Source organism: Parabacteroides sp. AM58-2XD (genome assembly GCF_003463685.1).
Taxonomy (GTDB): domain Bacteria; phylum Bacteroidota; class Bacteroidia; order Bacteroidales; family Tannerellaceae; genus Parabacteroides; species Parabacteroides segnis.
Map to the genome: position 1 here is coordinate 1 of NZ_QSDP01000033.1, position 24,347 is coordinate 24,347.

Here is a 24,347-nt window from a genome sequence, read left to right on the forward strand (position 1 = left end):
TATCTTGAAACTTCATTATTCAAGCTATTTCAATCATATCCTATTACTACAGAAACTCCCCTCTAATGTTTAAATCGGTAAACAATAGCTTAGTTCTACTAAGACTATGGTAACTTTACTATTATTTAAATACTCCTAATTCTAAAAACAGATCAGATTCCTTACACAGCTAAATACCCATAAAAACGATACAGGCTCATAAAAAAAACGGCAACCCGAAAAGCCGGATTGCCGTTTCTATATCACAAAATGTTTAACTATTAATGTATCACCATTTATTAGTTGTTTTCAGGACGAAGTTTACGAACAACAGCACCTGCACGCCACATTTCACTTTCGCGAAGAGCTGCCAGTTCTTTTTCCAGACCTTCACGATAGTCAGGCTTGCTGTTTGTGTCGATAGAACGCTGTGCTTCGTTACCGCAGGCAACTTCGCTATACAGTTTCTGGAACACAGGTTTTGTAGCATCGTGGAACGGGCCCATCCAATCCAAAGCACCACGCTGTGCAGTTGTTGAACAGTTAGCATACATCCAGTCCATACCGTTTTCTGCAAACAACGGCATCAATGACTGAGTCAGTTCTTCTACTGTTTCATTGAATGCTTCAGAAGGTTCGTGACCGTTTTCACGCAAAGTTTCGTACTGAGCCAGCAGTAATCCCTGGATAGCACCCATCAAAGTTCCACGTTCGCCAGTCAGGTCAGAATATACTTCTTTCTTGAATGTTGTTTCAAACAAGTAACCAGAACCGACACCGATACCCAGTGCAATCACGCGATCCCATGCTTTGCCTGTTGCATCCTGGAAGATTGCGTAGCTTGAGTTCAGACCACGACCCTGCAAGAACATACGGCGCAGTGAAGTACCTGAACCTTTCGGAGCAACCAGGATTACGTCTACATCAGCTGGAGGAATGATGTTTGTACGTTCTTTGTAAGTGATACCGAATCCGTGAGAGAAATACAAAGCCTTACCCGGAGTCAGATATTTTTTGATGCGCGGCCAAACTTCAATCTGAGCAGCATCTGAAAGCAGATACTGGATGATAGTTGCTTTTTCGCATGCTTCTTCGATATCGAACAGTGTTTCGCCCGGTACCCAACCGTCAGCAACAGCCTTTTCCCAGGTCTTACCACCTTTACGTTGTCCTACAATTACGTTAAAACCGTTGTCGCGCAGGTTCAGGCTCTGGCCGGGACCTTGTACGCCGTAACCTATTACAGCGATTGTTTCGTCTTTCAATACTTCTCTTGCCTTTTCCAACGGAAATTCTTCGCGGGTTACTACGTTTTCGTCAACGCCGCCAAAATTCATTACTGCCATTTTCTTTTTACTATTAAAATGTATATAAAATAATTTGTCTCTACTTTGTTATATCCAGGTAACGGCGGCGCGGCTGATAGCTTTGCCGTCGTGACAAATGGACATGTTGTATTTGTCCGGGGATATCTCCTGGTTATGGAGAGTCAGCTCCATCCCATACTTTCCTTCGGACTGATAAGCTATTTCGAAACGGCTTATCTCTTTTTCGCGGAACAGGCTGATATCGAACAAGTCGAGCAGGTGTTCCATATATTTGATACTGTTCAGGTGGCCGTTTACGTCCAAGTCACTGTACTTCACACGGTAAGGTTCACCGGAGGTGTTGTTTTCCACCGGAGCGATTTTACCCGGTTTTTCAATCGGACAGGGACGGTCGGTGATATAAGCACTCAGGCCCTCCACATCGAGCAAGGTCGGGCGACGGGTTTCCATATCGATAGCCGCCCAGATAGAGCGGGCAAAACCAAAGGTCTTGCCTTCACCGTTCACCAGTTCGAAGCAGCGGCTGGTAAATAACTTACCGACCTCATCCACCCAGGTATATAAAGTTACGGATTCAGACATGGCAGGATAAGAAGTCATCTCGATAGCCAGACGGGAAAGAACCCAGGCGGTATGCCTTTCGGTCATATCGTTATATCCGAATCCACGGTCGGCGGCATGGCAAGAAGCAGCATGCAACAAATATGTGCCGATCATAGGGATTGTGATACGTCCCCGGAAGTCCATCAGATAAGACTCTGTTACGAAATGAAATTCTCCTACTTTGTTCTTCTCCATAATTTATTTTATTTACAAAATGTTTCCTTGTTGTTCTCAGACATGTTTTTCCCGCAACTTCTTTTCCATTGCAGATAACATGTCGCTCAGACGTTCTACCTTACTCTTCGTTATAGCAACGCGTCCGGAACGGATAAATTGCAGGACACCGATCGTTTCACTCAATTCTTTAAACAAAGCCTGTGTCTCATCATAATGACCACTCTTTTCCAACACCACACAATCTTCATTCATTTCAAGGATACGGGCATTGTACTTACGGATCAGATCCTCGACCGTCCCCATCTTGATAAAGAGTTCGGTACTCAGTTTATAAAGGGCGATTTCCTGATAAACCAGGTCTTCATCCGTATTATAATAGGCTTTCAGGATATCCACACGCTTGTCGATCTGTTTTACGACCTTGTCGATCGTATCCTCGTCGGCAAAGGTAGTAATTGTAAACTTATGTATTCCCTTTATAGCAGAGGGAGAAACAGAAAGCGTCTCAATGTTCAGTTGCCGGCGCGTAAAGATAACAGTTATCTGATTCAGAAGACCAACAGTATTTTCCGAAAAGATAATAACGGTATATAATTGTTTTGTATTCATAGTTTCTCCTCCTTACTTATCACCCAAAATCATGTTCGTCACGCTTCCTCCGGCCGGAACCATCGGATATACCATACCACAAGTTTCCACATTGGCAACCAACATATAGGCACCGTCGTGATTCAACATTTCAGCAATCGCCTCATCCAAGTCTTCCCGTTTATCTACCGCACGGGAAGCAATACCAAAAGCCTTGGCTATCGCTACAAAATCCGGATTCTTCATGATGGTATTCGAATACCGTTCGTTGAAGAACAGCTCCTGCCACTGGCGTACCATTCCCAGGAAATTGTTGTTAAGAACGATGATCTTTACATTCAGATTTTCCTGCATGATAGTTCCTAACTCCTGGATAGTCATCTGGATACCACCGTCGCCGGTAAAGAAACAGACCGTACGGCAGGTGCTCCCAGCTTCGCTCCTATGGCGGCGGGAAGGCCAAAGCCCATCGTCCCCAGACCTCCTGAAGTAACTACGCTGCGTGTTTGTTATATTTGAAATAGCGAACACCCATCATCTGGTTCTGACCTACATCCGTAACCAGAATTGCATCATTATCGGTTGCTTCGGAAACCTTACGGACTACTTCGCCCATTTTCAGTTGGCCTTCGGTAGGATGGAGTTCTTTTTCTATTACCTTATTATATTCCTCTTTTTCATCCGGTTCGAATTCAGCATTCCATTCCGGACGCTTCCGTTCTTCCAGTAAAGCCGTAATCATCGGAATCGTATGCTTGGCATTTCCCAGCACTTTCACGTCGACCGGCACATTCTTTCCGATCTCCGAATTGTCAATATCCAGGTGGATAATCTTTGCCTGCTTGGCATAAGTCTTCAGATCACCGGTTACGCGGTCATCGAAACGCATACCGATAGCAATCAGCACGTCACATTCGTTTGTCTTGCGGTTCGGTCCGACATTTCCATGCATCCCCAACATACCTTTATTTAATGGGAAGTCCGAAGGTAATGCAGACAAGCCTAATACGGTAGAACCGGCTGGTATATCGTTTTTCAACAAGAATTCTTTCAGTTCTTCTTCAGCTCCTCCCAGGATAACCCCCTGCCCAACCAGACAGAATGGCTTTTTGGCATTATTTATCAATGAAGCAGCCGCCTCGATACGCTCCTCCCTGATATCCGGTTCAGCTGGTAACTACGAACATAATTCACTTTCTGATACTCATAATCTACCAAACCCACCTGTGCATCTTTCGCCAAATCCAGTACCACAGGTCCCGGACGACCGGTCGATGCAATATAGAAAGCACGGGAAACGGCCCAAGCTATTTCTTCCGGGCGGCGTATCTGGTAAGCCCATTTGGTAATCGGTTGTGTGATACCAATCACATCAACTTCTTGAAAAGCATCTGTTCCAAGCAGTGGAGACGGAACCTGGCCGGCAATCACCACCATCGGCGTACTGTCCATCAATGCATCGGCAATACCTGTGATGGTATTGGTTGCCCCGGGACCCGAAGTAACCACCGTTACTCCCACTTTTCCGGAAACACGGGCATATCCCTGTGCAGCATGTGTTGCACCTTGTTCGTGGCGCACCAGAATATGTTTTACTGATCTCTGTAATCGTATAAACTATCGTAAATTGGTATCGCCTGCCCACCCGGATAACCGAAGATAGTATCTACTCCTTCAGCGATCAGCGCTTTCAGCAAAGCTTCCGAACCGGTTATCTTTTGTTTGTCCATCTCTAAAATATAGTATTTGGTGTTTATTAATCTTCTACTATTCGTACACCGCCCTTATCGGCCGAAGCAACCATCTTTGCGTATGCTTTCAGTGCTTTCGATACCGTACGTTGGCGGAAAGGAGGTGTAAAGGCTTTTGTTCCGCGGGCTTCTTCCGCTTCACGGCGTTTGGTCAGTTCTTCGTCTGTTACCTTTACATGTATGGTTCTTTCGGGTATATTAATTTCGATAATATCGCCGTCTTTCACTAAGCCAATCGCTCCGCCGGCAGCCGCTTCGGGAGAAATATGTCCGATTGACAAACCTGATGTTCCACCGCTGAAGCGTCCGTCTGTGATTAGCGCACATTCTTTACCCAGGTGTTTACTCTTTATATAAGAGGTAGGATACAACATTTCCTGCATCCCCGGACCACCCTTAGGACCTTCATAGGTGATAACGACGACATCGCCGGAGACGACTTGATCTTTCAGGATACCTTCGCAAGCGGCATCCTGCGAATCGAATACTTTGGCTGGACCGGCAAAACGGAAGATACTTTCGTCTACCCCGGCTGTTTTAACCACACAACCGTCCTGTGCGATATTTCCATACAGAACTGCCAGACCACCGTCTTTCACATAAGCATGTTCCACATCGCGGATACATCCGGTTGCACGGTCGGTATCCAGTTCTTTATAATAACTTTCCTGCGATCCGAGCACTAGGTTGAAACGGTGGGCCGGAGCACTTTTATAAATATTGATTGCTTCTTCCGTTACATTTACAGAGGTAATGCAGTATTGGTCGATAGCCTCATTCAAAGTCAGACCATCCGCACGTTTCACGGAACCGTCCACCAGACCGGCTTTTACCAGCTCATTCATGATACCGATGATACCTCCGGCACGGTTCACATCTTCCACATGATAAGAACAACTCGGAGCCACTTTGCAGATAACCGGTGTTTTGCGTGAAAGCATATCAATATCTTTCATTGTAAAATCGACTTCCGCTTCATGAGCCACGGCCAACAGGTGAAGGACTGTATTCGTCGATCCCCCCATGGCAATATCCAGCGACATAGCATTCAGGAAAGCCTGCCGGGTGGCAATACTGCGAGGCAATACGGAATCATCGCCGTCACGATAATATTTAAAGGCATTATCAACAATCATCTTCGCCGCTTTTTTGAACAGGCGGGTACGGTTGGCATGTGTTGCAACAACTGTTCCGTTGCCGGGAAGAGCCAATCCAATCGCTTCGTTCAGACAGTTCATAGAGTTAGCCGTGAACATGCCGGAACAGCAACCGCAGGTCGGGCAAGCGGAACGTTCCACCTTTTCCACTTGTTCGTCGCTGATAGAATCGTCAGCCGCTTCAATCATGGCGTCAATCAAATCGAGTGCACGTCCGTCCAGATTACCGGCTTCCATCGGACCGCCGGACACAAAGATTGTCGGAATATTCAGACGCATACTGGCCATCAGCATACCCGGAGTAATCTTGTCGCAGTTACTGATACAAACCATTGCATCAGCCTTATGCGCATTCACCATATATTCCACACTGTCAGCAATGATGTCGCGGGAAGGCAGAGAATAAAGCATTCCGTCGTGTCCCATAGCAATACCGTCATCAATGGCAATCGTATTAAATTCTGCGGCAAAGCAACCGAGTTTTTCGATTTCCGCTTTTACCTGCTGTCCGATCTCGTGTAGATGCACATGGCCCGGTACAAACTGGGTAAATGAATTCACAATGGCAATGATCGGTTTACCGAACTGTTCTTCTTTCATGCCGTTGGCACGCCATAATGCACGGGCTCCGGCCATACGTCTGCCTTCTGTGCTATAGGAGCTTCTTAACGGATTCTTCATCATATCTGTTTTTATCTTTTAGTCAATAAAAAAGCCCTTCTCTATATGGAGAAAGGCTTAAGAAATATCTTTTACGACTTCACAACTTCTTACACACCTTTCTCCTTACCTACTAATGACTAGAAGGACCACCACGAGAATAATATGTAATACATTGTTCATCATCTTTTCTTATCGTCTTTATTTTGTTTGACGCTGCAAATGTAGAATAATAATTTGTACGAGCAAAGGATTTAAAAGAAAAATCTTACTTTTTCTTTCATTTATCAAGAAAAGAGGGCGGTTCATCTTGCATTTTAACAGATAACCAGCCCTCAATCAATTGAATTCTTATTTCTGAGCCTCCATTCGCTTCATATTCGATAATTTCCGGTCATTCTCCTTTACTGATACGATTGTTCAGTTCTTTCAACAAAGCATACGATTTCGGAGAAATCGTTCCATCCTGATAAATCCGGACATTAATCATCGGAAGATTTTTTCGTTTGTTAGATTCTTTCACTACCTGCGTCAATTCGTCAATGGAAAGAACAGGATCACCGATAATGGAATCTTTATAAATGTGCGTCCAGTCACCCGGCTCCAATGTTCCGGAGAAAGTTGCCTGTAAGCCATCCTGAGGGCCACCGTGAAACAATCCGTCCCCATCCAACGGAAGAGAAGGATCGTTAACACCGGCACTGGCCAAAGACAAACCCAGTTCGCCAGCATAATAATCCTGAAAGTCCGTCAGTTTCGGCAATATCCAGGAATTAAAACAAATCGCCAACTCCTTATTTCCACTTTTGGCGGCTTTAGCAATCTTTTCAAACGAAGCGCCGTTAGGATAATAACCGATACCGTCATCCATCCACAAACCGGCCAGACGATTTCCATACCGCTGGCTAATCTCTCCCACTATCTTTTCCACATTTGTAAACAAATCTCCTGCATTATCACGTGTATAATGCTGCTTGTCCCACCATTCTTTATCTCCATGACCGACATGGTAATACAGAATCAGACGAATGCCGTATTTACCCAACGCATCAGATAAATCAGCCACTAAATCTCTCTTTGTGGTACGCCCCGGCAAAATAGAATCGATTGCCTGTATCGGAGCCGGGAAATAATATTCCGCCCACGACGTTGTAAAAAATATCAACTTCCCGCCACATTCGTAAACAGTTCGTGCAAAGCGGTCCACATCAAAGTTATTGACCGCATCCTCATAGGCTAACGGCTCTCCTGACTGAGGCATACTCTTTGAATTCCAGTGGAAGAAAAAGCCATAAGGCAAATCCGCCATCCAGGATGTATTACTGCGAAGTGATGTAGCTTCCGCCCGCAACCGCTCATAAGTCTCCGGCCGGGTGACTTCCAACGAGTACAGATACACATTAAAATCATCCTGCTTACCGGGTTTGCCAATCTTTAAAGATAAAACGGAAGTCCCCTTATTAAAATGTAAAGGACGGGGGAACCGGCAACGCTGCCATCCGGTTGTATTTATCCGGCAAATAACACTGTCCGTTCCATTGGATAATACCAACTCCGTTTCTTCCCCATCTCCCATCCGGTTGACAGAAACGATCATTTCAGCCATGTAGTCTTCACCGTCCGTATTGACTTTCCAGGATATTGACTGCTCGGGAGTTTTCCAGTTCTCCGCCCAGAATGCTTTATAAGGTTCTTCCGGATAAAGTTGTTTCACACCATTATTCAGTTCTCCACGAAAAGGAATCAACCGGTTTATGTTCGCCGAATCCAGGTTTAATGCCGTCAGATCAACCGGATTACTGCAAGCGGCCAGACACATAACAAACAAAGACAAAAAATAAATATATTGCTTTTTCATTCGTATTTTACGGATATAGGAAGGGCCAATCCAATAATAACTCAGACCGGCCCTTCATGTATTCTACATTAATTATCTGTAATCCGGATTCTGAGGTATGTTGTTATTCAGAATTTCGGTATCAGGAATCAACCAAGTATTGTTGTAAGCACCGATAGGGACATTCAATCTGCTGCCACGCGCTTTCTGTACCTTATCGAATGTCTGGGTACGTTTCAAATCGTACCAGGCAAAACCCTCTTCATACAATTCATGCTGACGTTCCAGCAGAACGGCTTCACGGAACTGGTCCTGAGAAAGTCCGCTCAAGTCAGGCACGTTTGTCGGGTCGTTCTGGTCGACACGGGCACGTTTACGGATAGCATTGATATATTGATAAGCACCGGCCGGTCCGTTTATCTCATTTTCAGCTTCGGCGGCAATCAGATACATTTCAGCCAAACGAATCAATTGAGTCTGCCAGGTCAAAATATTGGTATTAGATGCTGGCAACTCCTGTTCCAGATACTCTTCATTGATATACTTATTATAATATGTACGCGCGATGACTTTATTTCCTTTCGCATTTACATATTCAGGTTTAATTCCCCATTCTTTACGCATATCACCTTTATCGAAGCTGGCGATAAAAGCATCTGTCGGAAGATACAAGGCTGTCTGGCTGCCAATCGGTGAAGATTCATTATGCATACCGCTATAGCTATCGGGAGCGGAAAACAACTGAGCCCAGATAGTTTCAGCCGTATAACGTTCCGTCTTAAAGACTTTATCGAAGGTAGGCATCAAAGAATACTGACCGCTGTTGATTACTTCAAGCGCTTTCTCTTTGGCTTTCGCATAATTTTCTTTCTGATTCATCGGGAAGCCGGCAGATGTCAGATAGATACGTGCCATAATCGCTTTTACGACCCATTTATTTACACGTCCCATATCCTGCGCTTCTTCCGGAAGTTTTTGTTCCGCATCCAGAATATCGTCAAAAATAAACTGATAGATATCAGCCTGCGGCGTACGGTCTATTGCCACGTCGGCATCACTGGTCACGACTTTATCCCGCAAAGGGACATCTCCAAAGAACTGGACCAATGTAAAATAAGACCAGGCACGCAAACATTTCGCCTCACCGATAATACGATTCTTGGTTTCGGCAGTAAAATCCTTATCTTCTATCGACTCCAATATCATATTCGCATTCTTTATCGTACTGTATGGGCCGGACCAGGCATTTCTAAAAGCATAAAAACCATATCCCGGATTATTTGCCCAGATATCCCCGACCTGTTCAGCCGATTCAGGCTTATCATTATAGTCGGCAAAAACTTCCGTCAGATTCAGATTTTGTCCCTGAGGATATAACCCTTTCAAAGCTCCGTCAAAATCTTCCACCGTTTGATAGAAGGAGGAAGGAGAAATAAACGTTTTCGGGTCTTCTTCCAGCCAATCGGAGCAAGAAGCAGACAGAATAACCGGTACAGCCAGCAATATATTTTTAATCAGTGTTTTCATTCTTTTCATACGTATTAAAATTTAACCTGTAAACCCAAAGTAAATGATTTCGCAGACGGGTAAACCCCTCTGTCCCATCCGTTCACGGCAGAAGACGTCCAGGATGCTTCCGGGTCATAATGAGAATAGCTTGTAATCGTAATCAGATTCTGTCCGCTCAGATAAACCGAGATATTAGGTTTACGGGAACCTGCGAACCATTGAGACGGCAACGTATAAGCCAGTTTGATATCTTTGAATCGCAGATACGAACCGTTTTCCACCCAAACCGAACTCGGGTCACCGAAGGCCAGATAATCCTTGGTCGCAACAGAAGCACGTGCATATTTGGCATTCGGATTTTCAGGAGTCCAATGGTTTTCCCAGACATCTTTGCGGATATTCCATGTGCCGCCGATATTAGTGATACTTTTATTAAATTCATTAACGATATCACCACCAACACTACCTATTAACAGGAATGATAACTCGAAGTTATTCCAATTGATAATATTCGTCAGACCGAAAGTAAACTTAGGCTGCGTATTTGCAATAATCGTTTTATCACCTGTTGTAATACCAGCTTTCCCGTCCGTGTCTTTATACCGGTAATCACCTGCTTTCTTGGTTGCTTCGCCATTCAAACGAGCTTCTTCATCCGTCTGATAAATACCTTCTATTTCGTAGCCATACAATTGGAACGGAGCTTTACCGACAAACAGAGGGAACCAGTTTCCGCCACCGATAGGAGCATCTATCCGCTGAATCTTATTTCCATACACATCCGAACCCAAATCTTTCACGATTGATCTATTGGATGTAATATTCAAATTAGTCGTCCAGTTCACTTTTCCTTTCATATTGATTGTATTGATAGATATTTCAAAACCTTTATTATCAATACGTCCTAAGTTTCTCAGCATAGAAGAATATCCGGAAGACGGGGGAAGAGTCGCATTATACAACAAGTCGCGCGTTTGTTTCCAGTAATAGTCAAAACCGATATTCAGGCGGTTGGAAAAGAATCCGAAATCGACACCTATATCCGTTTGTGTAGTTGTTTCCCATTTCAAGTCGTCGTTTGCCATAGAAGACAAACCGAAACCAATATCTTTTCCATCACCGAAAATAGGACCGGAAGTTCCCAGACGGGCGAAAGTCTGATACGGGCTAATAGATTGATTACCGGTCTGTCCGATACTGGCACGCAGTTTCAGATTGCTCAGCCAATCAATATCTTGCATAAAATTCTCTTCCGACAAACGCCAGGCCAATGCGGCGGAAGGGAAGAAAGCGAATTTATGGTTCTTACTGAATTTAGACGAACCGTCATATCGTGCGGTGACAGTCAACAGATATCTTTCCATCAGGTTATAATTGGCACGTCCCAGGAAAGAAGCCATCCGGTAATCGCTGTAACCGGAAGACGGAGTTCCGGGTGTAGAAGCTACTCCCAAATTATTCGTTTCATAGACATCGCGCAGAAATCCTGTACCTGAGCCGCCCAAATCATTATACTGATAGGTCTGGAAAGTAACACCACCCATCAGGTTCAATGCATGATTCTTATTGAACCGCTTGTCGTAGGTCAAAATATTCTCATTAATAATAGTATAATAATTAGATTTTGACTTAGACGCATCACCATCCAATTTACCTCCGGCAGACAAACCAATCGGAATGTACCGGTCGGAACTACCCGCATTGACTTCAGCACCGGCATTCACCCGGAAAGTCAATCCGTCGATAATCTCATAGATAAGCGACATATTCGCCAGTAAGCGGGAATTAACGGTTTTATTCTTATACAATTCAGCCATACCGACAGGGTTTGTTCCTCCCCAGGGAGTCCCCGAGAAATTGGTGTACTTGCCATCGGCATCTCTGATTTCCTGTATCGGAGCCATGACCATTGCCGTATAAGCAATCGCTCCCCAGCCATCCGCATTACTGTTCGCTGTATTCTGAGTTCCGTATGAATAAGCAATACTGGCATTCAACGACAAATTTCTCGCCAGCTTCTGGTCGCCATTGATACGCAATGCAAAACGGTTATAATCAGAACCTTTGATAATACCTTCCTGGTTCATATAGTTCAGAGAGGAGTACAACTTCGTTTTATCCGTACCGCCCGAGACAGACACCTGATGACTATGCGTCAAGGCAGTCTGATAAGCCAGATCCTGCCAGTCATTATTCGGTAGCAGAGCTGCTTGCTCCGGTGTGATGGCAATACCGTTCCCGTCATTCTGGGAAACTTCATTTACCATGGCGATATAATCATCTTTTCCCAGTAAATCCAGTTTCTTTCTTAAAGAAGAAACACCGACATATCCATTATATTCAAGGACCGTATCGCCGGTACGTCCTCTTTTCGTCGTAATCATAACGACACCGTTCGCACCACGTGAACCGTAGATAGCCGTAGAAGATGCATCTTTCAATACTTCCATCGACAGAATGTCTTCCGGGTTAATATCCGAATTCATCTTTTCTACCGGCATACCGTCAATGACATAAAGCGGTTCGTTACCACCTGCCAGGGAGTTACTTCCACGGACACGAATCATCATCGATTCACCCGGCTGACCAGTTCTGGCATTAACCTGCACACCGGCTATTTGCCCCTGCAACGCACGGTCGGCACTGGTTATACCCACCTGGCTCACGTCCTTCATCTGCACGGAACCGACAGCTCCCGTCAAGTCGCTCTTCTTTACCGTACCATAACCGATAACCACAACCTCATCCAAGGCTTCGGAATCCTCGCGAAGTGAAACATTAACGACATCTCCGCTTCCAACCTTTACTTCCTGGGTGTTGTAACCAATATAAGATATCTGCAACACACCACCTTCCGGGACTTCCAGACTATACCGCCCGTTCATATCCGTAACTGTCCCGTTCGTTGTTCCCTTTACGACTACATTCGCACCAATAACGGGTTCACCGGTTTCATCCTTCACAACTCCTGATATATTTTTCGTTGAAGAAACAGTCCGGGCTTGCTTGTTGATAATAATATGTCCGTTACTGAACGTTATCGAACAACCGGAACCTTCCAGCAACTGTTCCATAACCTCTTTCACATTACTGTTCTTTGGTAACTTTGTCAGGACGCGAGAATCGTTTACTTCCTGCGTGTTATAATCGACAAACAGTTTGGTCTGTTGCTCGATTTGTTTGAAGGCTGTCTTCAGTGTTACATTGCTTCCGGTCAGGCGCACTTGTTGATGTTGCGCATAAGAAAATAAACTGATGGAAGATAAAGCTGTAATAAACAACAGCCTGGATACACTTTTTCCGTTATTTATACGTATTAGATTAGTTAATTTCATATATTTGTACATTTGAAAATTGAATATTAATAAAACCATGACGATTTACTCGTCAATCCAAAGATGTTCAAGATTCGATTTCGAATTCCGGAAAGAGGGATTTTTGCACTTTCTGTCTTTCCGGTTTTCTTTTGTTCATATTTGTTTACTCCTATATTTTAGTTTATAAATACCACCTTTCCTTTTATTTTATAATGTATACCAATCAGTTGTTGCAGAATGTTCAGCACATCTTCCAGCTTTTCATCCGGCGAGAATTTGACATTATAATATTCTCCCGCAAACTTTTGGGAATTATAATGAATCGTCACATTGAACTTACGTTCCAAAGAGGCCATCAGACGGCTGAAAGATGTATTTTCAAATATCAGATAGCCGTTTCTTTCCATATTATATAAAGAAGCGTCGATAGAATGAACCATCACAGTATGTTCTGAATGCGAATAAACCAACTGCTGATCAGGCTTTAGCACAGTCGGCTGAATGTCTTCATTCCTAACAGATACCAGTACACTTCCTTCCTCCAATGTTGCCATGGAACAGGAGTCGCCCGGATAAGCCTCCACGGTAAAGACAGTACCCAACGCCTGGACATCAAGGTAAGTCGTCTTCACAACAAAGGGTTGCTCCGGATTCTTACGGACAGAGAAGGATGCTTGCCCGGTCAGGTAAACCGTTCGTGTATCAGTATCGGTAAAATCTTTCGGATAAACCAACAGCGTACCGGCATCTACCCACACCTTCGAACTGTCAGGCAATACCACCTGCTCACTTTCTCCGTAAGGGACGAATACCTGTGCCATTTCCACATGACGGACCGGTTTAAAACGGTCGGTTGCCCAATAGGTCGTTCCGGCAGTCATAATCATCAAGACAATAACGGCCGCATATTTCAGCCACTGGCGATAGAATGGCACCGAACGTTCACGAACGGGGACCACGGAAAGATGCCTTTGCAAAGCCTTCCAATCACTATGGGTAGAATCCGTCACCTCCGGCTGAGATTTCTTCCACAAATCCTGCAACATTTCTTCCTTCTCCGTTTTTGCATCGTCCGCCTTCAACCAACGCCCAAACAAGATACGTCCATATCGGGAAAAGTGCTTTCCGAAGTAGAGCTGCATGAGTTGTTTTATCTTGTTGTTCTCTTCCATAAAATATCCGTCTTTATATGGATGTAGGTTTATCACAACAATACACACAATCTAAAATCAACTTTTTTTGAAAATAGTTTGATTCCGGTACTAACGGGTGCTATCGTTGAATGTGTTTCATACTAATGAAACAGTTGTTTCTATATGATGGAACACTTGTTTCATTAAGATGAAACACTTTTGGGGAACGGCAGTGCTCAGCCCAAACAGGTAAACAAAAAAAGATAAAGAACCTTACGAAGAATGGACAGGGCGGCAGTCAAATGGTTTTCGACTGTACGTTTACTGATTCCCAAACGGGTGGCGATCTCATCATTCGATAAACCCTGCTCACGACTCATCTTATAAATTAGCTTTCGTTGAGGAGACATTTGTTCGACAGTCCGGTTGATAAGGTTTTGCAATTCACGTGCAAACATCGCTTCCTCTTCCGATTGGGAGATGGAGGCTTCCAGTAAAAACTCATTGGTATACTTTTCTGAAACGGCAAGACGGTCGAAATAATCATAAACGGTAAAGCGCGCCATCTGAAAGAGATAGGAGGAAAAAGAACGGACGTCTCTCAGTTTTTCCCGGTCTTTCCATATGGAAAGAAACAAATCCTGGGATATATCACGACTGATTTCCTTGTCGTGCGTCAGGCCGACAAGGAAATATACCAACCTAGGTTGGTAGTCGAAAAAAAGCTGTTCAAAAGCTTTTATGTTTCCTCTTGCGATCTCCCTCAAGATATGTTGCTCCTCTGGTAATTCCATAACTAGTGCGAAGTAACAAAAAATATCAGAAATAAAATTATTTACTTTGATAAATTCATAGAAAACACGGGAACATAAACTACCTTTGTCTTATCTCGTAAGCATAAATAAAAAAACAGGAGTAATTATTATGGAAGTTGCAAAAAGAATCCCTTACGGCATTTCCAATTTTGTGGAAGTGGTGGAGCAGAACCAGTATTATGTGGATAAGACGATGTATTTGCCTATGCTGGAAGAGCAACCCAGTAATTTGTTTTTCATCCGGCCCCGGCGTTTTGGCAAGAGCATCTTTCTGAGTATGCTCCGGGCCTATTATGATATTGCTCAAAAAGAGAAGTTTCAAAAACGTTTCGGCAATTTGTGGATAGGAGAGCATCCCACCCCTTTACAAGGAACATTTCAAGTACTTTATTTGGATTTCTCACGTGCCAGTGGCAGCAGTGGTTCACTATCAGAGAACTTTGACCGGTATTGCAGTATGGTGATGGATATGTTCGGCATGTCTTACGAGTCTTATTATTATCCGGGGTTTGCCAATGAAATGAAAGCATTGCCCGATTTTGTCAGCAAACTGAACTATTTGAATCTTCATGCACCCGAAACCGGGGCGCATCTCTATCTTATTATCGACGAATATGATAACTTCACCAATATAATACTCAATGAGCAAGGTAATGACGTTTACCATGCTCTCACACATGCCAGCGGGTTCTATCGCGAGATTTTCAAGAAATTTAAAGGAATGTTCGAACGTATCTTCATGACCGGCGTCAGTCCTGTTACGTTAGACGATCTTACCAGCGGATTTAATATCGGCTGGAACATCAGCACCGAACATCAATTCAATATGATGCTAGGATTCAGTGAAGTAGACGTACGTTCTATGTTCCAGTATTATAAGGATGCAGGACAACTGTCGGATGATGCAGATATAGAGGCAATGATTACGGAGATGAAACCGTGGTATGACAATTATTGTTTTGCAAAAGAAAGCCTGAAAAGTGACCCGAAGATGTTCAATTGCGACATGGTACTCTACTATCTCCGCAATTACATAACCTTGAAAAAATCTCCCGAACAGATGATAGACCCCAATACCCGTACGGATTATAACAAAATGAAGAAACTCATCCAGCTGGACCGTCTGGACGGTGACCGCAAAGGGGTACTGCGTAAAATCACTGATGAAGGACAAATCGTTACTAATCTGGCAATCACTTTTCCTGCAACAGAGATTGCCAATCCGGAAATCTTCCCCAGTCTGCTTTTTTATTATGGTATGCTGACTATTACCGATACCCGCGGGGGGCGTGTGGTATTAAGTATCCCCAACAACAATGTGCGCAAGCAATATTACGAATTCCTGTTAGAGGAATACCAAAATAAACGATATATCAATTTGAACCAGTTGACAGATTTGTTCGATGATATGCTACGACGGCCATTGGCGCGAATCTCTGGAATTTATAGCCCATGCCTACAAAGAAAACTCGTCGGTTCACAGTGCTATTGAAGGCGAACGCAATATCCAGGGATTTTTCACGGCTTATCTCAGTGTAAATGCCTACTATCTGACAGCCCCGGAGATGGAGTTGAACCATGGTTATTGCGACCTGTTCCTGATGCCCGATTTGTTGCGCTATGAAGTGAAACACAGTTATATTCTTGAATTGAAATATCTTTCAGCAAAAGATTCTGGGGAAAAAGCCAAAGCTCAGTGGGAAGAAGCTGTTGAACAGATAAAACAATATGCCGCTGCACCAAAGGTACGTCAGTTGATACAGGACACAAAATTACATTGTATCATAATGCAGTTCCGTGGTTGTGAGTTGGAACGCATGGAGGAAGTCTTATAATCCGATCGTGTTCTTTTGTCATTCTGCTTCACCTATCAATTTTTCTGTTTATCTTTGACCCCGATCAATAGACTAAAACAAAGATAACTGACTGAACTAAGATAAAAATGAAGCAATACAACTTTGACGAAGTAATTGAACGCCGCGGTACCAATTGCGTGAAATATGATGCAATAAAAGAGCGGTACGGCAACGAGAACCTTATTCCTCTCTGGGTTGCCGATATGGATTTCCGGACTCCGGACTTTATTGTCAATGCAATAAAGAAACGCTGCGAACACGAAATATTCGGTTATACTTTCGGATCAGACTCGTATTATAATAGTATTATAGAATGGGTACATTATAAACAGAACTGGAAGATCAAACGGGAATGGCTCAGCTATATTCCGGGAATTGTCAAAGGCATCGGCTTTGTCATCCAATGCTTCACCAAACCGGGCGACAAAGTAATCATCCAGCCACCTGTATACCATCCGTTCCGGATTGTTCCGGAAAGCATGAAACGGGAAGTGGTCAACAACCCGCTCAAACTGGTGAACGGCGCCTATGAGATGGATTTCGAACAGCTGGAATCCGTAATAGACGAGCAGTGCAAAGTGTTGATCCTTTGCAATCCCCACAACCCGGGCGGCATCGTATGGAAAAAAGATACACTGGTCAAGCTGGCGGATATCTGTGCAAAACACAATATACTGGTTATTTCAGACGAGATACATGCGGAAATGGCTTATCCGCAGTTTACTCATCATCCGTTTGCCACCGTATCAGAAGCTGCCGCCAATTGCAGTATTACTTTCATGGCTCCGAGCAAGACATTCAATATCGCAGGCATCGTAACCTCCTACTCCATTGTTCCCAATGAAAAGATACGGAAAGAATTTTATGAATTCCTGGAAGCCGGCGAGTTGGGCGACGGGACGATCTTTGCTTATACGGCAACCGAAGCGGCCTATACATATGGTGCCGAATGGTTACAGCAAATGCGGATGTATGTAATGGAAAATGTCCGTTTCGTAGATGAATTCTTCAAGACGAAGCTTCCGAAGATCAAAGTCTATCCGCCACAGGCATCCTTCCTGGTCTGGCTGGATTGCCGCGACCTCAAACTAAGCCAGGAAGAACTGGTTCATTTATTCCAGGATAAAGTCGGTCTGCTGTTGAACGACGGAAGCATGTTCGGACCCGGCGGAGAAGGATATATGCGCCTCAACGTAGGTTGTCCGCGCTCCGTATTGGATACCGCCCTGAATGCTCTGAAGAAAGCGATCGACAAGAAATAAGTATTCAAAAATATGTCGAAAGCCGGTTCTTTCCTGCAACCGCTTTCGACATATTTTTTATCATTTTACCCCTGCCACTTTCACCGGTTCTTCTTTTATATTCAGTTTATGTCCCAGATAATCATAGCGGATAATCATGTCTGATATTTCCCAGGCTTCTTTGGCCTGACGGATATTCTCATCGGGAACACCGGCCGTATCTCCGATAAGATTAAACTGGGGGTCGACATCAAAATCTGGTTTCTGCGGATTAAAGATACTTTCTCCCAATCCTTTCCACCAGTAATCATTCAACCCAAGCAGGTCCAGCAAAGTCGGATAAACATCCACCTGTCCCATGACTTTGCCATAATACATATTAAACGGCGCATTCAGAATGATTAGCGGAACAAACGATTTATCAGATACAATATCCTTTCCTACCGGATCGTTGCACAGTTCTTTCCTGACTGTTCCCAATGCTTCATGGTCTCCCATGATCACGACTAAAGTATTATCGAAACGCTTGTCCGCTTTGATCTTTGCTACAAATTCACCTATTGCCCGGTCTGTATAATTGGCCATGGTCATATAGTTATTCAAGACCTCCGGGACTTCGGGCGAAAAAGAAACTCTTTTCAATGAATCCGGCAAAATAAAAGGATTATGCCCGGAATAGGTAATACATTGCACCAACGTATTTCCGGATTCATCCCAAACTTCATTCTTCTGTATTTTATCCAGACACTGGCGCAAAAAGGCACGGTCACCCACCTGGTTACGCGAACCGACCGGTTCTTCCTGTATAAAGCAGTTTTTCGAAACCAGACTGTCATATCCCAGAACCGGAGCTATTATACATTGATTCCAGACCATCGGTTTGTCGATAGTCAAGCTATATGCTTTGGCATCCTTATGTTTTTCTTTAAACGCCTTTACAATAGAAGGATAATATGATTCCGGGAATTTGATGCTGTAAGGTCCGGAGTTGATAGGCAAAAGCCCGGAACTCATCAGCAACTGGGCATCGATCGAACGTCCTCCTTTCACCTGCGATAAAACATGAGGGGCATAGATCACCGACGTATCCTTTAATATTCTATTCAGGTTCGGAGTAATCTCCTGGCCTTCCACCGTCTTATCCAACACCCAGCTTTCCAATGATTCGGCCAGGATTATAATACAATTATCCTTTGGATTAAATGGTGATAAAACGGATTTGCAATCCGTTTTCCTGGCTAGCCAGGAATCGATACGGGCCTTTATCTCCGGTGTATAGACTATCTGGTCGCAGGTATAATCATAATAAAGAGAACCGAAAATCGTATACATCGGGATATTACAAGTATGCAAATAGGCATCCTGCAATCTCTCATAAGCAACTTTAAAACCATTCTGGCTCCAAAGACGAACAGCAGGAATCAAAGCCACTAAAACAATCAGAACCAGATAACGGGCAAAAGCAAAACCGCCTTTACACCGTACCGCCTGTTCCGTTTCATGTTTCCGATGAAAATTATACCACCACAAAACACCCGCAGCCATTGTAGACAAAGGGAAAAACAGATCGACCATCCGCCAGGAATCAAATACACTGCTGGTAAAATCAGACAAATTGTCTATCAGCAAATAGCTATCCAACGGTATGGCAGTAAAGTAAGTCCTGAAATACATCAGGTTCGAAATAAGCAAACCGTCCAGCAGAAAGAAAATCACCAAAGTAGTCTTGACAGCACGGAAGCCAACCAGGGGTAATAACAAAAATAAGGAGACTAATATAGTATCCAGATAAGTTTCAATCTTTGAAAATGGAGTAAATGTAGATAACATGCACCAAAGCAGATTGAACCACATAAACTTCAGAAACAAGACTGCAAAAAATAAACCGATCAACTTCCTGCTTTCCGTTCCGCCCGGAAAGAAAAAGTCTTTTAACTTAGAAAACCGCATCCGCAAACACTACTTTATTAACCTACCGACAAACACTGTAACCATAGAATAAGTACAGGATCTCTCATTTTATTTCAGCCGACAAAGATAACTATATTCTAGCTTAAAACATTACATATCTTTATTTTTAAAAGAATAACCTGATTAAGTCGGAAATTATACGTAAATTTGTCCTCGTTTTATTTATTACAAATACAATTAAAAATGAAAATTACAGCAAATAAGTTCGTTGCGGTTACATATGACCTGAACGTAGGAGAAGGTGAAGAGCGTGAGTTGATGGAAAAAGCAGTAGCTGAGGCTCCGTTGAAATTCATCTTTGGAACAGGCGCAATGCTCCCGGCTTTCGAAGATGCTTTGAAAGGTCTGGAAGTAGGCGACAAGTTCGACTTCTCTATCGCTCCGGCTGACGCATACGGAGAATATGTGGAAGATCACGTGCTTGATCTGCCAAAAAACATTTTCGAAGTTGAAGGTAAGTTCGACTCTGAAATCATCAAAGAAGGTAACACTGTTCCTATGATGGATTCAAACGGTAACCGTCTGAACGGTTCTGTTCTGGAAGTGAAAGATGACGTTGTCGTTATGGACTTCAACCATCCGTTGGCAGGTGAAACACTTCACTTCAGCGGTGAAGTTATCGACGTTCACGAACCGACAGCAGAAGAAATTGCAGCTTTATCAGCACCGACAGGCGGATGTGGTTGCGGATGCGACGACTGTGGAAGCGATTGCGGTGACCACGATCACAAAGACGGTGGTTGCGGATGCGGTAGCTGTCACTAATAAATAAATGAAGAATGCAGAATGGGGAATGAAGAATGAAACAGATTCTGCATTCCTCATTTTTCATTTTAAGCGATATAATTCTTAATTCTCCACTTGCATTTACTACATATGAATACATTCGGAAATATATATAGATTAACTTCATTCGGAGAGTCACACGGTCCGGGTATCGGAGGTGTTATCGACGGATGCCCAGCTGGTATCGAACTGGATACAGATTTCATCCAAAAAGAATTAAACCGCCGTAAACCGGGACAATCCAAAATTACGACTCCCCGCAAGGAAGACGACGAAGTACAATTCCTTTCCGGGATTTACGAGGGAAAAACGACCGGCACGCCGATCGGTTTCATTATCTGGAACAAGAATCAGCATTCGTCCGATTACGACAATATGAAGACAGTCTACCGTCCTTCGCATGCCGATTATACTTATCAAACAAAATATGGTATCCGTGATCCCCGTGGCGGTGGCCGTTCATCTGCCCGTGAAACAATCGCACGATGTGTAGCCGGAGCAATAGCCAAACTGGCCTTACGCCAGAAAGGTATCCATATCCAGGCTTATACTTCACAGGTAGGTCCCATCAAGCTGGAAGGTTCATATAAAGACTACGACTTGAATCTGACCGAAGAAAGCGCAGTAAGATGTCCCGACCCGGAAAAGGCGGCAGAGATGGAACAGTTAATTGCCGAAGTGAAATCCAAAGGAGACACGATCGGCGGAGTTATTACTTGCGTAGTCAAAGGGACTCCCATCGGTTTGGGTGAACCTGTTTTCGGCAAACTACATGCAGCTTTAGGCCATGCCATGTTGACAATCAATGCCGTCAAAGGATTTGAATATGGTGACGGATTCGAAGCGGCCCTCTATCGTGGTTCCCAGCGTAACGACCGTTTCTTCAATGACAACGGACATATCAATACTCATACAAACAACTCGGGAGGTATCCAGGGAGGTATCTCCAACGGACAAGATATTTATTTCCGTGTCGCTTTTAAATCAGTGGCTACGATCCTGATGGAACAGGAAACCGTCAGCATGGATGGAGAAGACACAATCCTGAAAGCCCGCGGACGCCATGACCCCTGTGTGCTTCCACGTGCCGTTCCCATTGTCGAATCGATGGCAGCAATGACTTTGCTTGATTATTTGTTGATACAGAAGACTAGAGAATAATATGCCAATGTGTCAATGTGCTAATATGCCAATTAAAAAATAGAGCCATCACTCTTTTAATTGCATATTGGCACATTATTCTATTCATGATGATAAGGTTCATTATTCAGGATAGTCATCGCGCGGTAAATCTGTTCAATAAAAATCAGACGGATCATCTGATGCGAAAAAGTCATCTTGCTCAATGAAATCTTTTCCGAAGCGGCTTTATACACCGCTTCACTGAATCCATACGGACCGCCGACCACAAAGACCAGCCGTTTCGGTATCATATGCATCTTCTTTTCTATATAAGCAGAAAATTGCATGGAAGTAAATTCTTTCCCTTTATCATCCAATAAAACCAGATAATCACCGGATTGCAATGTCTTTAAAATCAATTCCCCTTCCTTCTCTTTCTGCTGGACTTCCGATAAGTTTTTTACGTTCTTGATATCGGGGATAACCTCCATTTCAAAAGGGATATAATGAACCAGGCGGTTCTTATATTCATTAATAGCCTCCACAAAATAACCGGCATCCGTCTTGCCTATTACAATCAGTGCAATCTTCATTCGTTGACATTTTAATATTGAAGGCGCTAATTTACAGGAAAAATACATACCTTTGCATCAGAATACTCATAAAAAGAGGAGATAGCTTATGAAACGATTATTACTTACATTGGCATTGGTATTCTCAATTTTGAGCGTAATGGCAGCCGATATTACTCCGATATCAAACGCCTTCAAAGGAGGAGATGCCTCTACACTGACAGGAGCAATGGACCAGGAAGTAGATATGGCCCTACCCGGCTCATCTAAAAAGTGCAGCGGAAGCGAAGCCGTTAAGATGCTGTCTACTTTTTTTGGCAGTAACAAACCTTCGGGATTCTCCGTAGTACATCATGCAGACAAAAAAGACGCTGGATTTTTGTCGGTAAACTCCCGACCGCTTCAGGCGAATATCGTGTAAACATTACTTACCGTGCCGACGGCAACAAAGCGATTATACAATCAATCAGAATAGAATAACACATGGATCAGTTAATTGACGATTTAATTAAATTATCGTTTGCCGAAGACATCGGTGACGGCGATCATACAACGTTATGCTGCATTCCCGAAACAGCTATGGGAAAGAGCCAGCTTATTATCAAAGAGGATGGCGTACTGGCCGGTGTGGAAATGGCTAAACGCATCTTCCATGACTTCGACCCGGAACTAAAAATGACAATCTTCATCAATGATGGCGCAGAAGTAAAGAAAGGTGATATCGCTTTTACCGTTGAAGGAAAAGTGCAGTCGCTGCTACAGACAGAACGCCTGATGTTGAACGTTATGCAACGTATGAGCGGTATTGCAACAACAACCCGCAAATATGTAAAAGCACTGGAAGGAACTAAAACCCGCGTACTGGATACCCGTAAGACAACTCCAGGTATGCGTATGATGGAAAAGGATGCTGTAAAGATCGGCGGCGGTGTCAACCATCGTATCGGACTATTCGATATGATCCTGCTGAAAGATAATCATGTAGACTTTGCCGGTGGCATCGAACAGGCTATTACCCGTGCACAGAACTACCTGAAAGAAAAAGGCAAAAACCTGAAGATCGAAATCGAAGTACGCAACTTCGACGAATTACAACAGGCGATGAATGTTGGCGGTATCGACCGCATCATGCTGGATAATTTCAATATCGAAGATACAAAGAAAGCAGTCGAAATGATTGGAGGACGCTTCGAAACCGAATCATCCGGCGGTATCACATTCGACACACTGCGCGATTATGCAGAATGCGGCGTAGACTTTATCTCTGTCGGAGCACTGACCCACTCGGTCAAAAGTCTCGATATGAGTTTGAAGGCTTGCTAAGAAATATTCAGAAGGCGGATGGTTGATTATCCGCCTTTCTCTTTTTTATCCGATACGGACCACCTCATTATCCCTCAGCTGATACCCTTCTCCACTCTCCGGGCAAATAGCAAAACCTTTTTCATCAAACTCCAGCCTGTGTCCATACTCACTGACCCAGCCGATCTGCCGGGAAGGATTACCAACGACTAAAGCATAAGCAGGAATCTCTTTAGTTACAACCGCTCCCGCACCTATCAAGGCATAGGCTCCGATATTATGCCCGCAAATAATCGTTGCATTGGCACCAATAGTAGCCCCTTTTCCTATATGAGTTTTCTTATACTGGTCTTTGCGGCAAACGGCACTGCGCGGATTTATCACATTCGTGAACACACAACTCGGTCCCAGAAAAACATCATCTTCACAAGTCACTCCGGTATAAACGGAAACATTATTCTGGACTTTGACGTTATTCCCCAAAACCACGCCCGGCGAAATAACGACATTCTGCCCGATATTACATTCTTCACCAATGATACAGCCGGCCATTATATGAGAAAAATGCCAAATAAAAGTATCATCGCCGATCGTACAGCCAGGATCGATCACTGCTGTTTCATGTGCCTGATAAGCTGCCATA

The 24,347-nt window shown here is 43.8% G+C and carries 16 protein-coding genes and 3 pseudogenes; 6 read left to right on the forward strand and 13 right to left on the reverse strand.

The genetic code is table 11. The annotated features are described in order from the left end of the window. Positions 1-278 precede the first annotated feature (278 nt). From ilvC to DXA15_RS10065, 10 genes and pseudogenes are all read right to left on the reverse strand, one after another. Positions 279-1,325, reverse strand: a complete 1,047-nt coding sequence (ilvC, locus tag DXA15_RS10020) for a ketol-acid reductoisomerase (RefSeq protein WP_007654491.1) — start codon at positions 1,323-1,325, stop codon at positions 279-281. A 48-nt stretch (positions 1,326-1,373) separates the two neighbouring features. Then, positions 1,374-2,105 (reverse strand): acyl-[acyl-carrier-protein] thioesterase, encoded by a 732-nt coding sequence (locus tag DXA15_RS10025; protein WP_128133935.1) that lies wholly within the window; start codon positions 2,103-2,105, stop codon positions 1,374-1,376. Between the two features lie 36 nt (positions 2,106-2,141). Continuing rightward, complete coding sequence (gene ilvN, locus DXA15_RS10030; RefSeq protein WP_128133936.1) at positions 2,142-2,696, reverse strand: acetolactate synthase small subunit; 555 nt, start codon at positions 2,694-2,696, stop codon at positions 2,142-2,144. Positions 2,697-2,708: 12 nt separating this feature from the next. After that, positions 2,709-4,405: pseudogene (gene ilvB / locus DXA15_RS27795) on the reverse strand (biosynthetic-type acetolactate synthase large subunit). A 26-nt stretch (positions 4,406-4,431) separates the two neighbouring features. After that, positions 4,432-6,264 carry a dihydroxy-acid dehydratase gene (gene ilvD, locus DXA15_RS10040; protein ID WP_128133957.1) on the reverse strand — a complete coding sequence of 611 codons (1,833 nt, stop codon included), beginning with the start codon at positions 6,262-6,264 and terminating at the stop codon, positions 4,432-4,434. Positions 6,265-6,637: 373 nt separating this feature from the next. Next, the gene (locus DXA15_RS10045) at positions 6,638-8,101 is read right to left on the reverse strand and encodes an alpha-L-fucosidase (RefSeq protein ID WP_128133937.1); all 1,464 of its coding nucleotides are present in this window, start codon (positions 8,099-8,101) and stop codon (positions 6,638-6,640) included. 72 nt (positions 8,102-8,173) lie between these two features. Continuing rightward, complete coding sequence (locus DXA15_RS10050; RefSeq protein WP_010802205.1) at positions 8,174-9,616, reverse strand: RagB/SusD family nutrient uptake outer membrane protein; 1,443 nt, start codon at positions 9,614-9,616, stop codon at positions 8,174-8,176. A 5-nt stretch (positions 9,617-9,621) separates the two neighbouring features. Further along, entirely contained in the window at positions 9,622-12,924 is a 3,303-nt protein-coding gene (locus DXA15_RS10055) for a TonB-dependent receptor (protein WP_229102550.1), read from the reverse strand. A 158-nt stretch (positions 12,925-13,082) separates the two neighbouring features. Then, positions 13,083-14,078 carry a FecR family protein gene (locus tag DXA15_RS10060; RefSeq protein WP_128133938.1) on the reverse strand — a complete coding sequence of 332 codons (996 nt, stop codon included), beginning with the start codon at positions 14,076-14,078 and terminating at the stop codon, positions 13,083-13,085. A gap of 197 nt (positions 14,079-14,275) precedes the next feature. Next, positions 14,276-14,833 (reverse strand): RNA polymerase sigma-70 factor, encoded by a 558-nt coding sequence (locus tag DXA15_RS10065; RefSeq protein ID WP_128133939.1) that lies wholly within the window; start codon positions 14,831-14,833, stop codon positions 14,276-14,278. A gap of 130 nt (positions 14,834-14,963) precedes the next feature. On the opposite strand from DXA15_RS10065, the pseudogene DXA15_RS10070 reads away from it, so the two are divergent. Both DXA15_RS10070 and DXA15_RS10075 read left to right on the forward strand, forming a co-directional pair. Continuing rightward, a pseudogene (locus DXA15_RS10070) lies at positions 14,964-16,689 on the forward strand (ATP-binding protein). 107 nt (positions 16,690-16,796) lie between these two features. Then, a complete protein-coding gene (locus tag DXA15_RS10075; RefSeq protein ID WP_128133940.1) occupies positions 16,797-17,972 on the forward strand; it encodes a MalY/PatB family protein in 1,176 nt (391 codons plus the stop codon). A gap of 60 nt (positions 17,973-18,032) precedes the next feature. On the opposite strand, the gene DXA15_RS10080 is transcribed toward DXA15_RS10075, so the two are convergent. Beyond that, on the reverse strand, positions 18,033-19,901 hold the full coding sequence (locus tag DXA15_RS10080; RefSeq protein WP_128133941.1) for an LTA synthase family protein: 1,869 nt from the start codon (positions 19,899-19,901) through the stop codon (positions 18,033-18,035). A 204-nt stretch (positions 19,902-20,105) separates the two neighbouring features. Here DXA15_RS10080 and DXA15_RS10085 point away from each other — a divergent pair, with 204 nt between their 5' ends. Together DXA15_RS10085 and aroC are read left to right on the forward strand one after the other, a co-directional pair. Next, positions 20,106-20,687, forward strand: coding sequence for a peptidylprolyl isomerase (locus tag DXA15_RS10085; protein WP_010802148.1), 582 nt, complete (start codon positions 20,106-20,108; stop codon positions 20,685-20,687). 111 nt (positions 20,688-20,798) lie between these two features. Further along, positions 20,799-21,869 (forward strand): chorismate synthase, encoded by a 1,071-nt coding sequence (gene aroC / locus DXA15_RS10090; protein WP_007654507.1) that lies wholly within the window; start codon positions 20,799-20,801, stop codon positions 21,867-21,869. A gap of 80 nt (positions 21,870-21,949) precedes the next feature. Here aroC and rlmH read toward each other — a convergent pair whose 3' ends face one another. Continuing rightward, positions 21,950-22,423 (reverse strand): 23S rRNA (pseudouridine(1915)-N(3))-methyltransferase RlmH, encoded by a 474-nt coding sequence (gene rlmH, locus DXA15_RS10095; RefSeq protein ID WP_128133942.1) that lies wholly within the window; start codon positions 22,421-22,423, stop codon positions 21,950-21,952. Between the two features lie 208 nt (positions 22,424-22,631). On the opposite strand from rlmH, the pseudogene DXA15_RS10100 reads away from it, so the two are divergent. Together DXA15_RS10100 and nadC are read left to right on the forward strand one after the other, a co-directional pair. Beyond that, positions 22,632-22,882 (forward strand): annotated as a pseudogene (locus DXA15_RS10100) (DUF4783 domain-containing protein). A gap of 3 nt (positions 22,883-22,885) precedes the next feature. Next, positions 22,886-23,725, forward strand: a complete 840-nt coding sequence (nadC, locus tag DXA15_RS10105) for a carboxylating nicotinate-nucleotide diphosphorylase (RefSeq protein WP_010802146.1) — start codon at positions 22,886-22,888, stop codon at positions 23,723-23,725. A gap of 45 nt (positions 23,726-23,770) precedes the next feature. Here nadC and DXA15_RS10110 read toward each other — a convergent pair whose 3' ends face one another. Continuing rightward, positions 23,771-24,346: an acyltransferase gene (locus DXA15_RS10110; protein ID WP_010802145.1), complete on the reverse strand. Its 576-nt coding sequence runs from the start codon at positions 24,344-24,346 to the stop codon at positions 23,771-23,773. Position 24,347: the final 1 nt, after the last annotated feature.